Source organism: Brevibacillus sp. 7WMA2 (assembly GCF_010748895.1).
GTDB lineage: Bacteria > Bacillota > Bacilli > Brevibacillales > Brevibacillaceae > Brevibacillus_B > Brevibacillus_B halotolerans.
The window spans coordinates 5,069,132-5,083,946 of record NZ_CP048799.1; the positions used below are offsets into that span (position 1 = coordinate 5,069,132).

Annotated in this window: 14 protein-coding genes; 12 read left to right on the top strand and 2 right to left on the bottom strand. The window is 42.5% G+C overall.

What is annotated here, in order from left to right:
- Nucleotides 1–20 precede the first annotated feature (20 nt).
- Nucleotides 21–905, top strand: coding sequence for an energy-coupling factor ABC transporter ATP-binding protein (locus GOP56_RS21885; RefSeq protein ID WP_003338870.1), 885 nt, complete (start codon nt 21–23; stop codon nt 903–905).
- A 145-nt stretch (nt 906–1,050) separates the two neighbouring features.
- Here the strand turns inward: GOP56_RS21885 and GOP56_RS21890 are convergent, their stop codons facing one another.
- Both GOP56_RS21890 and GOP56_RS24105 read right to left on the bottom strand, forming a co-directional pair.
- On the bottom strand, nt 1,051–1,323 hold the full coding sequence (locus GOP56_RS21890; protein ID WP_003338869.1) for an HU family DNA-binding protein: 273 nt from the start codon (nt 1,321–1,323) through the stop codon (nt 1,051–1,053).
- A gap of 485 nt (nt 1,324–1,808) precedes the next feature.
- Nucleotides 1,809–2,834, bottom strand: coding sequence for a superoxide dismutase (locus GOP56_RS24105; protein ID WP_163246637.1), 1,026 nt, complete (start codon nt 2,832–2,834; stop codon nt 1,809–1,811).
- A 157-nt stretch (nt 2,835–2,991) separates the two neighbouring features.
- Here GOP56_RS24105 and racE point away from each other — a divergent pair, with 157 nt between their 5' ends.
- From racE to lonB, 11 genes are all read left to right on the top strand, one after another.
- Nucleotides 2,992–3,816, top strand: a complete 825-nt coding sequence (gene racE, locus GOP56_RS21900) for a glutamate racemase (protein WP_096887675.1) — start codon at nt 2,992–2,994, stop codon at nt 3,814–3,816.
- A 185-nt stretch (nt 3,817–4,001) separates the two neighbouring features.
- Nucleotides 4,002–4,409, top strand: coding sequence for a MerR family transcriptional regulator (locus tag GOP56_RS21905; RefSeq protein WP_121473648.1), 408 nt, complete (start codon nt 4,002–4,004; stop codon nt 4,407–4,409).
- 79 nt (nt 4,410–4,488) lie between these two features.
- Nucleotides 4,489–5,646, top strand: a complete 1,158-nt coding sequence (locus GOP56_RS21910) for an MFS transporter (protein ID WP_163246638.1) — start codon at nt 4,489–4,491, stop codon at nt 5,644–5,646.
- Nucleotides 5,647–5,741: 95 nt separating this feature from the next.
- Complete coding sequence (locus tag GOP56_RS21915; RefSeq protein WP_163246639.1) at nt 5,742–6,800, top strand: GerMN domain-containing protein; 1,059 nt, start codon at nt 5,742–5,744, stop codon at nt 6,798–6,800.
- 271 nt (nt 6,801–7,071) lie between these two features.
- On the top strand, nt 7,072–7,809 hold the full coding sequence (gene rph, locus GOP56_RS21920; protein ID WP_163246640.1) for a ribonuclease PH: 738 nt from the start codon (nt 7,072–7,074) through the stop codon (nt 7,807–7,809).
- Between the two features lie 265 nt (nt 7,810–8,074).
- The gene (locus tag GOP56_RS21925; RefSeq protein WP_163246641.1) at nt 8,075–8,683 is read left to right on the top strand and encodes an XTP/dITP diphosphatase; all 609 of its coding nucleotides are present in this window, start codon (nt 8,075–8,077) and stop codon (nt 8,681–8,683) included.
- 2 nt (nt 8,684–8,685) lie between these two features.
- Nucleotides 8,686–9,207, top strand: a complete 522-nt coding sequence (locus tag GOP56_RS21930; RefSeq protein WP_163246642.1) for a metallophosphoesterase family protein — start codon at nt 8,686–8,688, stop codon at nt 9,205–9,207.
- Between the two features lie 134 nt (nt 9,208–9,341).
- A complete protein-coding gene (gene tig / locus GOP56_RS21935; protein WP_003334895.1) occupies nt 9,342–10,625 on the top strand; it encodes a trigger factor in 1,284 nt (427 codons plus the stop codon).
- A gap of 99 nt (nt 10,626–10,724) precedes the next feature.
- The gene (gene clpP, locus GOP56_RS21940) at nt 10,725–11,303 is read left to right on the top strand and encodes an ATP-dependent Clp endopeptidase proteolytic subunit ClpP (RefSeq protein ID WP_003334893.1); all 579 of its coding nucleotides are present in this window, start codon (nt 10,725–10,727) and stop codon (nt 11,301–11,303) included.
- Between the two features lie 50 nt (nt 11,304–11,353).
- On the top strand, nt 11,354–12,613 hold the full coding sequence (gene clpX, locus GOP56_RS21945; RefSeq protein ID WP_003334892.1) for an ATP-dependent protease ATP-binding subunit ClpX: 1,260 nt from the start codon (nt 11,354–11,356) through the stop codon (nt 12,611–12,613).
- Between the two features lie 313 nt (nt 12,614–12,926).
- Nucleotides 12,927–14,654: an ATP-dependent protease LonB gene (gene lonB, locus GOP56_RS21950; protein ID WP_163246643.1), complete on the top strand. Its 1,728-nt coding sequence runs from the start codon at nt 12,927–12,929 to the stop codon at nt 14,652–14,654.
- Nucleotides 14,655–14,815 lie beyond the last annotated feature (161 nt).

Sequence of the window (14,815 nt, forward strand, 5' to 3'; positions counted from 1 at the left end):
AGGAAGGGGGCGTGGCTCTTGTGGAAACCTTGATCAGTCTGGAAAAAGTAAGTTACGCCTACGAACACAAGACAAATAGCCTCGCTCTAAAGGAAATCAATTTACGTATCCCAAAAGGTAAAAAGATCGTACTTCTCGGCCATAATGGCTCGGGGAAATCTACGTTGTTTTTGCAGGCAAATGGTATTTACCGCCCAACAGAAGGAAAGTTGTATTACAAGGGAGAACCATACCGCTATGATCGCCGATTTTTACAAGAGCTACGAAGCAAAGTAGGATTGGTGATGCAAGACCCAGAGCATCAATTATTGGCGGCTACGGTGGCAGAGGATCTCTCCTATGGCTTATGTAATCAAGGTCTATCTACTGATCAGGTTCGTGAGCGTGTATTGGCCACAGCAGAAGCTTTTCAAATAAAAGAGTGGTTACATCTACCATTACACCAGTTAAGCTTAGGACAAAAAAAGCTAGTCACCTTAGCTGGAGTTGTTGTATTGCAACCGGAATTACTCCTGCTTGATGAGCCAACAGCTTATCTGGATAGCTATCATACACAGCTATTTCTGACGCAATTGGAACAAATATATCAGCAGGGTACGACCGTCGTTATGTCTACACATGATTTGGAACTTGCTTATGCTTGGGCCGATTGGGTCTTCGTTATGCATAGAGGCTCGCTTCTTTTAGAAGGAACTCCTCAAGAGGTTTTTTGTCAAAGAGAGCTTTTAAGCCAAGTGCAGCTTGGGGTTCCTCTGCTCTATAGCGTCTGGGAAAGTATCCAGCCACTTTTAAATGAGGAGCAGCGTGCAACGTGGACAGCGCCTAGAACCGTACAAGAATGGTGTGGCTATGCAGAACGAATAGGTATCAAGGAAAAGGAACTACTGCTCGTAACGAAAAATTAACGGGCAAAGAACATAGAGGATAGCGTGCAGATGGGCATTTCATCGGCAGGGAGCCATTTAATTGTTATTTCATTAGAAAAAGGCTAGCAAACAACCTTTGGTCATTTGCTAGCCTTATTTGTCTCTTCTTATGTAGGAAGAATGATTACTTAACAGCTTCTTTTAGTTCTTTACCTGCTTTGAAAGCTGGTAGCTTGCTTGCTGGGATTTCGATTTCTTCGCCAGATTGAGGATTGCGTCCTTTACGAGCAGCGCGTTCGCGTACTTCGAAAGTACCAAAGCCCATCAATTGAACTTTTTCTCCACCTTTTAGTGCGCCAGTGATTGCTTCGAATACGGCGTCAACCACTTGTCCAGCATCTTTTTTTGTTAATTCAGCTGTTTCAGCTACTTTTGCAATCAATTCTGTCTTGTTCATTTTCTTACCTCTTTTCTTTAAAAAACTACTACTCATCATACCAAAAAATCCTTTATTAGAACAGTAAAAAAGCAGAGAAACCCTTAAAAAATCACCTTTTTTTTCGAAAAGGGACAAAACAAAGGATAAAATTTTTTGTTTGCTCCTATATTTGCCAAATTTTACTTTTTCCAAACCTAAAAATCAACGAAAAGAAAACCAATTCAGGAGAAAAGAACGATAGAAAACAATACGGAAGAGCTTGCCCACTCTACAAAGAATCATGTTAGATTCCAGATATCTATCTCTATTTTACGCGAATAAAATGAAAGATGGTAAAAGAGCAAGCGGGTCATCCTCACTCGCATGCTCTTTTTGCATACTTGGCAGAATCATCCCCATATTACTGGTTATTTTGAATATGTCATATATTTCTCATGCATTTGATATGTTTTTCTCAAGGACTGGGGAGTATTATCATAGACAGTAGAGTACAGCCATACAGCTTAGAATGGTTTCCAGCGTAAACGGCTTGCTTGACGGAAGCGATTTTCTACCTCTTCCCAGTTGACAATGTTCCACCATGCTTTGATATAATCAGCTCTTTGGCTGCGGTAGGAGAGGAAGTAGGCATGCTCCCATACATCTAAGACTAGTAATGGAACTACATCCCACTGCGATAAATTTTGGTGTTTTTCCGCTTGTAAAATTTCTAAGCGGTGAGAGCGCGGAGACCAAACAAGAATAGCCCAGCCGCCGCCTTCTACTTTTTCAGCAGCCTGTGAGAAATGTTGCTTAAATTTATCAAAGGAACCGAAATAGCTATTAATATGGGAAGCTAGTTCTCCGGTTGGCATACCGCCACCATCTGGACGCATAACAAACCAAAAAATGGTATGCAGGTAGTGCCCTGCACCATTAAAGGCTGCCTCTCCTTCCCAGAACTTAATCAGATCAAAATTTCCTGTTTCGCGAGCTTGAGCCATCATTTTTTCAGCTTTGTTTAGGTTGTTCACATAATTGCGATGTAGTATATCATGGTGAATGCGCATGGTTTCTTCATCAATGTATGGTTCTAAGGCATCATAAGAATAGGGAAGGGGTGGAAGGGTATGACCACCAATCGGAACGGCTGTATTAGAATAATTTGCTTCTGACACCACTGGAACGATAGCTGGTGGCGCGGGTTGCTCTACTCTAGGCTGCCGTTGAAAGCGACCTCTTTTGTTCGAGTTGGCTTGCTTTTCTTCCTCTTTGTTCTCTTCCTCTGTTTTTCGATTTTGGACGAGACGGAGTAGGTCATGGAAGTGCCGCTGAATGTCTTCAGCTTGGGAGGCTAATTTCGAAATTTGTTCCTCGCGATCCTCTTTATCCTGGTAATAGTTGGCTTTGCGCCCTACTTCACTAAAGGCCACATGGAATTTGTGCAAATCCCGCTTCATCTCAGCACAATGAGGATTTTGACGCAGGTAATCGACCCATTGCCGACCCCATTCGCTCCAATCTAGGAGATGCTGTATTTGGTGGTTCAAGGTAATTCCTCCTTCAACTTTCCTGCTGTATACTTTATGATGATAAATGCCTACAGGTTCAAAATTTTTTAGCTGGTTCATCCTCTTTGTCTTTACATAGGATCAGGGAACAGCATATGGTAGAAAAGGGACTCTGACTTCAAAGGAGCTAACATCAATGAATGGAAAAGAAACCATCGGGATTATAGATTCAGGAGTGGGTGGATTGACCGTAGTAAAAGAAGTAATGCGGCAATTACCGCGTGAAAAGATTGTCTATTTTGGCGACAATGCCCGTTGTCCATATGGTTCACGCGATTCCGAAGAAATTCGCACATATACGAATCAAATGATTCAATTTGTTTCTCAATTTCAACTAAAGGCGCTGGTAATCGCTTGTAATACGGCTGCATCGGTGGTGTTGCATGAAGCGAAGGAACGAATGAATTCGCCCGTTATCGGTGTAATTGAACCAGGAGCACGTGCTGCCATTTCGGCATCTCGTACGGGGCGCATTGGAGTTATTGGTACAGAAATGACGATTCGTACAGGGGCTTACCTACAAGCGATGCGTCGTATTAATCCAGAGCTGTACACAGTGGGCATGGCATGTCCGGCGTTTGTTCCATTAGTTGAACAACAGCGCCTACATACAGAAGAAGCCCGACAAATCGTAACCAAGACCTTAGAGCCTTTCCGTCATGAAGAACTGGATACATTGATTTTGGGCTGTACCCATTATCCTTTGCTTGCTCCACTCATTCAGGAGGCAATGGGAGATAGCATTACCTTGATTAATTCTGCAGAAGAAACGGCGCGTGAGCTTAGTGCAATGCTGTCTATGCAGGGGCTATTGAATGAGCAACAAGAAATCGAGCCCAAGCACCATTTGTTTTATACAAGTGGCAGTAAACAGGTATTCCAGCAAATTGGCGAAGAGTGGCTAGAGTGCCCGTTGAATGTACAGCAGCAGGTGCTTGAGCATGTGGCCCCATTATTTTAGAAATTCTGGATAGGCGATAATCGGTGCGTGTAACGAGTCAGTTCTTGAAATACAGAGAACTGACTTTTTATTTTATCGATATTTTTTAAAAAAGTTCTGTCTCTCTTGACAAAAAGCTTACGTTAACGTAAATTGTTACTTGTTCATATAGTTGTATATCAAACTATTTGAGGGGAGGAGATACCATGACGTTCTTTAAAATTGATGAGGTAACCAAGCAGATTGGAGTAACGAAACGAACATTACGTTATTACGAGGAAATAGGTTTAATTAAGCCTCCAATTCGTACAGAAGGTAAAATTCGGCTGTATTCCTCTGACGATATACGTGATATCAAAAAAATTTTGGAAGCACGTGAGGTACTCGGCTTTTCTTTAACAGAGCTTCAACATTTTATCAGTTTAAAGGAAGAGATGGAGCGAGCGTATGAAAATGAAGATGTGCAAGCATCAGTCCATGCTGATCGACTCCACACACTACTAGAGGCGCAGGTGGATATGTTAACGGAAAAAATGAAACGTATGGAGTCTTTTCGTCAAGACCTTCAGCACATGCTTCTCAAAATAGAGAAGCTCCAGCAGAAAGACAAGTAGATAACATAAATTTTACGAAAGATGTATATGCAACTTAATGCAGGAACAAGGATTAAAAAAATAGGGGTGTATGGTAAAGATGCAGCTTAAACCAATTAATCGAAAACGTGCACGGATCATTACGGTGCTAGCCACTTTTTTTGCGTTTATGGGAATAGGAGTAGTTGATCCTATACTTCCAGTCATTGCTGAACAAATCCATGCGACACATTGGCAAGTAGAGATGTTATTTACTGCTTATATATTTACCATGGCGATTATGATGCTGCCATCCGGTATTTTAGCTGTGCGTTTAGGGGATAAAAAATTAATGATGATCGGGCTAGCAATAGTTACTGTTTTTTCATTGTTATGCGCTATGTCCTCATCTATTGTAGGATTATCTTGGTTTCGCGCAGGATGGGGATTGGGAAACTCCATGTTTTTTGCCACAGCGATGACGTTATTGATTGCCCTATCTGATGAGGTTAGTGGCGCAGTTGGAATGTATGAAGCGGCCATTGGGCTAGGTATGGCAGGAGGTCCCTTAGTAGGTGGACTTTTAGGTGGATTTGCATGGAATTATCCTTTTTTCGCTACTTCTTTCTTTATTTTTTGTGCATTGCTTCTTGTCATTTTCTTTGTTCATGAACCATCCAAAAAACAAGAACGCCAAACAGCGGGTCTAAAAGAACTTCTCAGTCTCTTAACCTACAAACCATTTATGCAAGGTGCTTTGTCTGGCATGTTGTATTATTATTGTTTCTTTGTTATTTTGGCATACTCGCCACTCGTCTTACACTTAACTGCTATCCAATTAGGTTTTGTGTTCTTTGGATGGGGATTAATGCTGGCTTATGGATCGGCGGTTCTTTCCCATAAGCTAGAAGCGCGACTTCCTTATAAAATGTTGATACGCTATGGATTACTTGCTTTAGTGGTTATTTTACTCGGTTTATTTGCTATTCCTAGCAGTACGGCTAAAATAATACTGATTATCGTCTCAGGCCTAGTACTTGGGTTAAATAATGCTCTATATTCAAGCTATGTTATGGAAATCTCTCCATATGAACGAGCAATTACTTCTGGCGTGTATAACTTTGTACGCTGGCTAGGAGCAGCGCTAGCTCCCTTATTATCAGGAGTAATTGGTCACACGCTAGCTCCACAAGCTCCATTTGCAGTGGCTGTTATCCTGTCACTTGCTGCGATTATTATCATGAGTATAAACATGGCTTCTAAAGAGAGGACAGTCTAAGATGGCTTGCTGGAGATTTCTTTTACTCTAGAGGAATAAACCCAAGCCCTGCTCGTATACATGGTAGTACAAAGTGTCAACGAGGAGGATATGGGATGAAAAAAAGACCTATCGGTAAAATGACAGCGGTTGTTGGGCTAAGTGCGATACTCATGACAGGATGTGGGCTGTTTGGTCCATCAAAAGAAACGAGTGTCCCTATACAGACTCCATCCATTACAGGTGCAGATCCTAATCCATTACAGATAACGGAAGAACAGACGGGAGAAGAGACGCAGGGAGCGGTTACCCAAACGACAAAGCGTACTGTTTATCTGCAAGATACCAATGGTTTTGTCGTCCCAGTCTCCTTGATTTTACCCAAAGCAGAAGGACCCGCTAAACAAGTGCTAAGCTATATGGTAAAGGGAGGTCCTGTGGAGACGCTGAAGCCGCAGGGATTTGAGGCTCTGTTACCCGAAGGCACGAAAATTCTAGGGATGTCTATTAAAGAAGGAAAAGCAACAATAGAATTCTCATCTGAGTTTAAAAATTATAAAGCGGTCGACGAACAAAAAATTCTCGATGCAATTACTCGTTCTATGACAGAATTTGATACGGTGAAGGACATTGCGATTTGGGTAAACGGGCAACCGTTAAGCGAGATGCCGGCAAACGGCACACCAATCTCATTGTTAAACCGTCAACAGGGCATTAATACGGAACTGGTTGAAGGGGCGCATCCTGGCAGAACTTCTGCGGTAACGATTTATTTTCAAAGTCAGCTAGATGATAAACGAACCTATTTTGTACCGGTGACACGCTTGATTCCAGAGACGCAGGATATGTCGAAAGCGGTTGTGGAAGAGCTGATAAAAGGGCCGAAAGAAGGCTCACCATTATTTAGCTCCTTACTGCGAACTACAAAGGTACTTGGCGTTGAGCAACAAAAAGATACGGTGGTTGTTAATTTAAGCAACGATATTTTAAAGTATGATAAGGGAAAGGAAGCAAACCCTGAAGCGATGGAATCACTCGTGCTGTCCTTAACAGAGAATACTGATATAAAGAAGGTGCAGGTTCAGGTAGAGGGAAAACCGTTAACGCAAGCAGGTTCAATGAAATTTGACCAGCCTGTATCAAGACCGCTTCAAATTAATGCCTTTGAATTGTAAGCTAACATCCACGTCTAGGGGCGTGGATGTTTATTTATAGTACATGTCTATATGGTCTACAGCCTTCAGGGGTGGTTATTTAGTATGATTCGCGGTGTTTTCTGATAAAATGAACACGTCCTTGCAAGAATCAGGTTGAAAAACTAGCAGTTCATGGTGTGCCTTGGTATACTAGTTGAAGGCTTTGTGATTAAACGTTACCATTCCACAGACAATAGTAAACAAGCACAGCGACATAATAACGAATTTGAAAATATGTAGGAGGTCTTTTATGAGATTGGATGGACGTTCGAGCGATCAATTGCGTCCCGTTAAAATTACCCGCAATTACATTAAGCATGCAGAGGGTTCTTGCTTGATTGAAGTAGGCGATACCAAGGTAATTTGTACAGCGACGTTAGAAGAAAAAGTACCTCCGTTTATGCGGAACGGTGGAAAAGGCTGGATTACAGCTGAATACTCTATGCTGCCGCGTGCCACAGAAACACGAAATGCCCGGGAATCCTCCAGAGGCAAGGTCGGAGGACGTACGATGGAGATTCAACGTCTGATTGGCCGCGCCCTACGCTCGGTTGTAAAATTAGAGGCGATGGGAGAGCGCACAATTTGGTTGGATTGTGACGTTATTCAAGCAGATGGAGGTACACGTACTGCGTCTATTACGGGTGCATTCGTAGCGATGGTGGATGCTATGAATACATTAGTAACGACTGGTACTTGGAAGGAATTACCGATCACGGATTTCTTAGCTGCTACTTCCGTAGGTGTAGTAGAGGGAGTACCAGTATTGGACCTGAATTATAAAGAGGATTCTTCCGCAATTGTTGATATGAATGTTATTATGACAGGCGCCGGTAAATATGTAGAGCTGCAAGGAACGGGGGAAGAATCTCCTTTCAGCACGGAGGAGCTAATGCAATTACTGGCATTGGGACAAAAAGGGATTCAAGACCTCATCGAACTACAAAAAGAAGTGCTAGGAGAAGTGAAGCTTCATAGTAAAGCGTAACTGTCTAGCTCTCAATAGGCCTACATAGGTGGTAAAACCCGAAAGCGGACATCTTCACATGTCTGTTGTTCGGGTTTTATCATGATATGTACGTAAAAATACAGCATGGATGAAACATCAAAAAGGATAACTGCGTCTAAGATTTACCATGGTTACATAGGAAAGGTGAATTTTTACAATGCTTGCGTTATAATGTGGGGTAATACATAAGCAATACAGAAATTGGATTGTAAAGTAGCTTTTATCACGAAAGCGAGGGACAAGCATGAGTGAACAAACAGCAAAGAAAAAAGTGGTATTAGCCACTAGAAATCAAGGAAAAGTTCGCGAATTCAATAAATTGTTTGAAGTATTGAATCTGGAGGCAGTCAGTGTTTCTGAATTTCCAGATGCACCCGAGGTGGAAGAAGATGGAGAAACCTTTGAAGCCAATGCACTCAAAAAAGCAAAAACAATCTCAGAGGTGTTAGGACTACCGGCAATCGGCGATGACTCTGGTTTAGAGGTGGATGCTTTACGTGGTGCTCCAGGAGTTTATTCTGCACGGTTTGCAGGAGAACAGGCTACAGATGAAGAAAACTATCAAAAACTATTAACCAAACTGGCAGATGTTCCGATGAAGGAGCGAACAGCCCGATTCCGTTGTACACTCGCTTATGTTGAACCGGGACAAGAGCCCGTGATTGCGACAGGGGCTTGCGAAGGTGCTATCGCACACGCTCCATCTGGTTCCAACGGCTTTGGTTATGATCCAGTCTTTTTTGTACCAAGTCAAATATGCACCATGGCTGAGTTATCTCCAGAACAGAAGAACACGATTAGTCATCGCGCCATGGCGATGAAGGATTTGCTAGAAAAACTGAAGGGGAGATAGGCGTGAGCATTCTCATCATCAGCGATACACATGGGCAAATCAAAGAGGTACAAGAAGTAGTGGATCGTCACCCAGCAGATTTCATTTTGCATTGTGGAGACTTCTGTGTCGACCAGAAGCAAGCGCCATTTTCAAAAATGCAACTTGTACAAGGAAACTGTGATTTTGAGCCAGTTGCTAAAGATCGGGTTACACGCTGGAAAGATTTAATCATTTACCAAACACATGGACATTTGTACGATGTTAAAAGCTCACTTATGAAGTTGCACTATCGTGCCGAAGAAGTTGGAGCGAACGTTGTGTTGTTTGGACATTCTCATTTTCCAGTATGTGAAGTCGAGAGAGATATTTTGTTCATTAACCCGGGCAGTTTGATGATGCCGCGCGGTTTTAGAACTCCTACATACGCTGTTCTGGAACAAATAGGTACTGATGATCTCCATATTAAGGTACAGGTGCGCTTCTACGATCGACAAGGACAAGAAATTTCTGAACGTGGTGGTCAATTTTTGGTACGACGGTGATTTCTTGAAATTTATTTGTTATGTGATATACTGAAATGGTTATAATGGCAGGTAAATTGCTTCTTAATGACATAGATTGTTTCTGTGTGGGTGAGGCAATGTTTTCTGGATTTAATCTAGGAGGGGAAGTTTAAGTGGTAGCAAAATGGGAAAAGTTAGAGAATAACCAGGGGGTTTTGACGGTAGAGGTTGATGCCGATCAAGTAAACCTTGCTCTGGATGAAGCATTTAAAAAGGTAGTAAAAAAAGTAAACGTACCTGGATTCCGTAAAGGTAAAGTGCCTCGCAAAATGTTCGAAAATCGCTTCGGCGTTGAGTCTTTGTACCAAGATGCATTGGACATCATTCTTCCACAGGCATACGGACAAGCTGTTCGTGAAACAGGTATCGAGCCTGTTGATCGTCCAGAAGTTGACGTAGAACAAATGGAAGCTGGTCAAAAATTGGTGTTCAAAGCAACTGTTACTGTAAAGCCTGAAGTAAAACTAGGCGATTACAAAGGTCTTTCTGTAGAAGAGAAAGATTTTACTGTAGGCGAAGAACAAGTTGCAGAAGAACTAAAAGGTATGCAAACTCGTCACGCTGAATTGGTAACAGTTGAAGAAGGCCCAGCTGAAAACGGCGACTCTGCAAATATCGATTTCGAAGGATTCCAAGATGGAGTTGCATTCGAAGGCGGTAAAGCAGAAGACTACGCTTTGGAACTTGGAACTGGCACATTCATCGCTGGTTTTGAAGAGCAAGTAGTAGGTATGAAAATCGGGGAAGAAAAAGAAATCACGGTTACTTTCCCTGAAGAATACCACTCTCCAAACCTTGCAGGTAAAGAAGCTATGTTCAAAGTGAAATTGAACAGCTTAAAACGTAAAAACCTACCTGAGTTGGATGATGAGTTCGCAAAAGATGTAAGCGAATTTGACACTTTGGAAGAATACAAAGCTGATCTAAAAGCTAAATTAGAAGAAAAAGCTGAAGCGGAAAAGAAAAACTACATCCGCGAGCAATTGGTTCTAAAAGCTACGGAGAACGCTGAGATCGATATTCCAGATGTTATGGTAGAGTCAGAGCTTGATCAAATGGTTAAAGAATTTGAGCAACGCCTACAAATGCAAGGTATGAACCTAGAATTGTACTACCAATTCTCTGGTACAGACGAATCTGCTCTTCGCGATCAAATGCGTAAAGATGCAGTGTTGCGTGTTCGCACAGCATTGGTTCTTGAAGCGATTGCGAAAACAGAAAACCTTGAAACAAAAGAAGAAGATGTGGATCAAGAGCTTGAGCAATATGCGAAGATGTATGGTCGTCCTGCTGACGAACTTAAGAAAATCTTTGCTGCACAAGACGGGCTTGCTGGTTTGTTCCGCGAAATCTTGACTCGTAAAGTTGTAGATTTGTTGGTTGCAGAAAGCAAATAAACTGCATAACCTTAGATATGGGCGCAAGGCACGAACGTTTTTTCGTGCCTTGTTTTCTCAGATAAAGAGAGCAGAAATTAGTGAAGGAGGCCATCCCTTATGCTGATCCCTATGGTCGTAGAGCAAACTAACCGCGGAGAACGTGCGTACGATATTTATTCTCGTCTGTTAAAAGACCGTATCATATTCCTGGGCAGTGAGATTGATGATGAAATAGCAAATGCAGTAGTAGCGCAATTGTTATTCCTTGAATCTGAAGAGCCAGGAAAAGACATTAGCCTATACATAAATTCTCCAGGCGGTTCTGTAACCGCAGGCATGGCGATTTATGACACCATGCAATTTATCAAATCGGACGTTTCCACGATTTGCATCGGCATGGCGGCCAGCATGGGTGCGGTACTTTTGGCTGCAGGCGCGAAAGGTAAGCGTTTTGCATTACCAAACAGTGAAGTGATGATTCATCAACCGCTGGGTGGTGTTCGTGGTCAAGCGGAGGATATTCGTATTCACGCTGACTGGATTATCAAAACAAAGCGTCAATTAAATGAGATTTTGGCAGAAAGAACAGGTCAACCTTATGAAGTGATTGACCGCGATACAGATCGCGATAACTTCATGTCTGCTGAGGAAGCGAAAAACTACGGGTTAATTGACAGTGTGATCGAACGCCGTTAAGGGGCCATCCTGTGCTTGGCTGAAAAAATCATCGACGTGAGGTGAAAAACATGTTCAAGTTTAATGACGATAAAGGTCAATTAAAGTGCTCTTTCTGCGGAAAGTCTCAAGAGCAGGTTCGCAAGCTTGTAGCTGGTCCAGGTGTTTACATTTGTGATGAGTGCATTGAGCTTTGCAATGAGATCGTACAAGAAGAACTAGGGACCGATGAAGATATCGATATGAAGGAAATTCCAAAACCATTGGAAATCCGTAATATCCTAGATGATTATGTTATTGGACAAAATCAAGCTAAGAAATCCTTGGCTGTTGCTGTATATAATCATTACAAACGAATCAATTCAGGTGCGAAGATTGAGGATGTGGAATTATCCAAATCCAATATCGTACTAATTGGACCAACAGGTAGCGGTAAAACGTTGTTAGCTCAAACGCTAGCCCGCATCCTAAATGTACCGTTTGCGATCGCTGATGCTACATCGCTAACTGAAGCTGGATATGTTGGGGAAGATGTTGAAAATATCTTGCTGAAGCTTATCCAAGCTGCTGATTATGATGTAGAAAAAGCGGAGAAGGGTATTATCTATATTGACGAGATTGACAAAGTTGCTCGTAAATCCGAGAACCCTTCTATCACACGCGATGTATCAGGTGAGGGTGTACAACAAGCATTGTTGAAAATTCTAGAGGGTACAGTAGCGAGTGTGCCACCTCAAGGTGGACGCAAGCATCCCCATCAGGAATTTATCCAAATCGATACCTCCAATATCTTGTTCATTTGCGGTGGTGCATTTGACGGCATCGAGCAAATTATCAAGCGCCGTATTGGTAAAAAAGTAATCGGTTTTGGTTCTGAAATGGTGGAAGGTGTTAAATCCGACTTAAAACAAGGCGAATACCTAAAATACGTATTGCCTGAGGACCTGCTCAAATTCGGTTTGATACCGGAATTTGTAGGTCGATTGCCGGTACATGCAACACTTGAGCCATTAGACGAAGAGACATTGGTACGAATTTTGACAGAGCCAAAAAATGCTTTGATCAAACAATACCAAAAGCTACTTAGTCTAGATGGAGTAGAGCTTGAGTTTACAGAAGGCGCTTTGACTCAAATTGCAAAAGAAGCAATTAAGCGTAACACTGGTGCTCGTGGTCTACGTGCAATTATTGAACAAATCATGCTGGATATGATGTATGAGCTTCCTTCGCGTGAGGACGTGGAGAAGTGCCTAATTACGGAGGAAGTGGTTACCGAAAAGGTAAAGCCACAACTTAAGAATAAAGAAGGCGACATCATCCAATCAGCGTAAAAACTCTCGATCAAGCAGGCTAACACCTGTTTGGTGAAAATGATAAGAAAAAGGTGCTTCGTTCTTCGGAACAAGCGCCTTTTTTTGTGTCAAAGAATAAGTGTACTCTATGCTAAGGGCTGGTAGTGATCCAGATTTCGACGGATGTAGGGATGTAAGGATGTAGATGAAAAATTGAGGTGCTCGATCCATAAGAGCTTACATGATACCCAAAAGGTTGTGTAATGATCCTGTTTACTCTCCCATGCACTAGGTAATACTACTTTTATATCGTTTTGGAGGTATTACCAGCATTACTTGGGAGGGTATAGAATTGGAATATACAACAGTCATAGTAGGGGCTATTGAGCTTGTCGTTGGGATCATTATAGGCATCTACTTTTTTAATCTGTTAAAGATGCAAAGAACAACAAAGGTTTCAACGGAAAAAGAATCCCGTAAAGAGGTAGATCATTTACGTAAAATGAAAATGGTCGCATTGACTGAGCCATTATCTGAGAAAACACGACCTAGTAAGCTAGAAGATATCGTTGGACAGCAGGACGGGTTAAAAGCATTACGAGCAGCGTTATGTGGGCCTAACCCGCAGCATGTTATTATTTATGGACCCCCAGGGGTAGGGAAGACAGCTGCTGCCCGTGTCGTGCTGGAAGCTGCCAAAAAAAGCTCGCTTTCCCCCTTTAAGCAGGATGCTAAATTTGTGGAAATTGATGCAACTATTGCTAGGTTTGATGAACGCGGCATTGCTGATCCGCTAATTGGTTCCGTGCATGATCCAATTTATCAAGGAGCGGGCTCTATGGGGCAAGCTGGTATCCCACAACCCAAGCCAGGTGCCGTTACCAAGGCACATGGAGGGATTTTATTTCTAGATGAAATAGGCGAGCTACATACAGTACAGATGAATAAACTGCTAAAAGTGTTGGAAGACCGAAAAGTAATGCTGGAGAGCGCTTATTACAGCGAAGAGAACACTCAGATACCTGCCCATATCCATGAGATTTTTCAATATGGACTGCCGGCTGATTTTCGTTTAGTCGGAGCTACAACACGTACACCTGAAGAAATTCCCCCCGCTTTACGCTCGCGGTGTTTAGAGATATTTTTCCGTCCTCTACAGCCTAATGAGATTGGAAGTATTGTTTCTAAGGCCATGAAAAAAATGCAAATTCAGGTGGAGAATGACGCGATTGCAGTGATAGAGCGTTATGCAACCAATGGACGTGAAGCCATTAATACATTACAGATAGCTGCAGGAATATGCATGACAGAAGGACGTGAGATCGTAACTACTCAGGATGTGGAATGGGTGGTACATAGCAGTCAAAAATCACCTCGTCAAGAAAAACAAGTACATGAGCAAGCTCAAATTGGCGTCATCAACGGGCTGGCTGTTTATGGTCCTAACATGGGCACCGTGATGGAAGTGGAGGTAACGGCCTCATTAGCCCCTATTAAAGGTGCAGGCAAACTTACTCTGACTGGTTTAGTGGAGGAAGAGGAGTTAGGGGGTCCGAGCCGAACCATTCGCCGTAAATCTATGGCGAAAGGCTCCATTGATAATGTATTAACTGTTCTTCACCGCCTAGGCATTCAGCCATATGACTATGATTTACACATTAATTTTCCCGGTGGTGTGCCCGTGGATGGCCCTTCCGCAGGCTTAACAATTGCAATCGCAATCTATTCGGCTATCAAAGAAAGACTTATTGATAATTTATTGGCCGTTACAGGCGAGGTTAGTATCCATGGTAAGGTAAAGCCAGTTGGCGGAGTGGTTGCTAAAGTAGAAGCAGCTCGTCAAGCAGGGGCTAAACGTGTTTTCATTCCAGCGGAGAATTGGCAGACGATCTTTGCGGATATAGAAGGTATTGAAGTAATCGCAATCCATTATGTAGAGGAAGCAATCCAAATGTCATTTGTAGACCAAGGTGTTTTAACTCAAATTGACGAAACAGACCAGACCGAAGACACGTACTTGCCGCCGTTTAGTGTACCTGTACAAGTGGAGGGCATTCAGCCAGGCACTTTACCGTTATAGCATAAGAGGATAGATTCATTTGTTTTACACATAGGCTCCGTTCCTATATGGTTAGGCGGGGCCTATCTCTATCCCATATTTTTTTAATCAAAGTGTACGAAGAAGCAGAAGCTTCTATGAAAGATTAGGAATTTTTGGGTATAATAAAAACGGCTTCATCA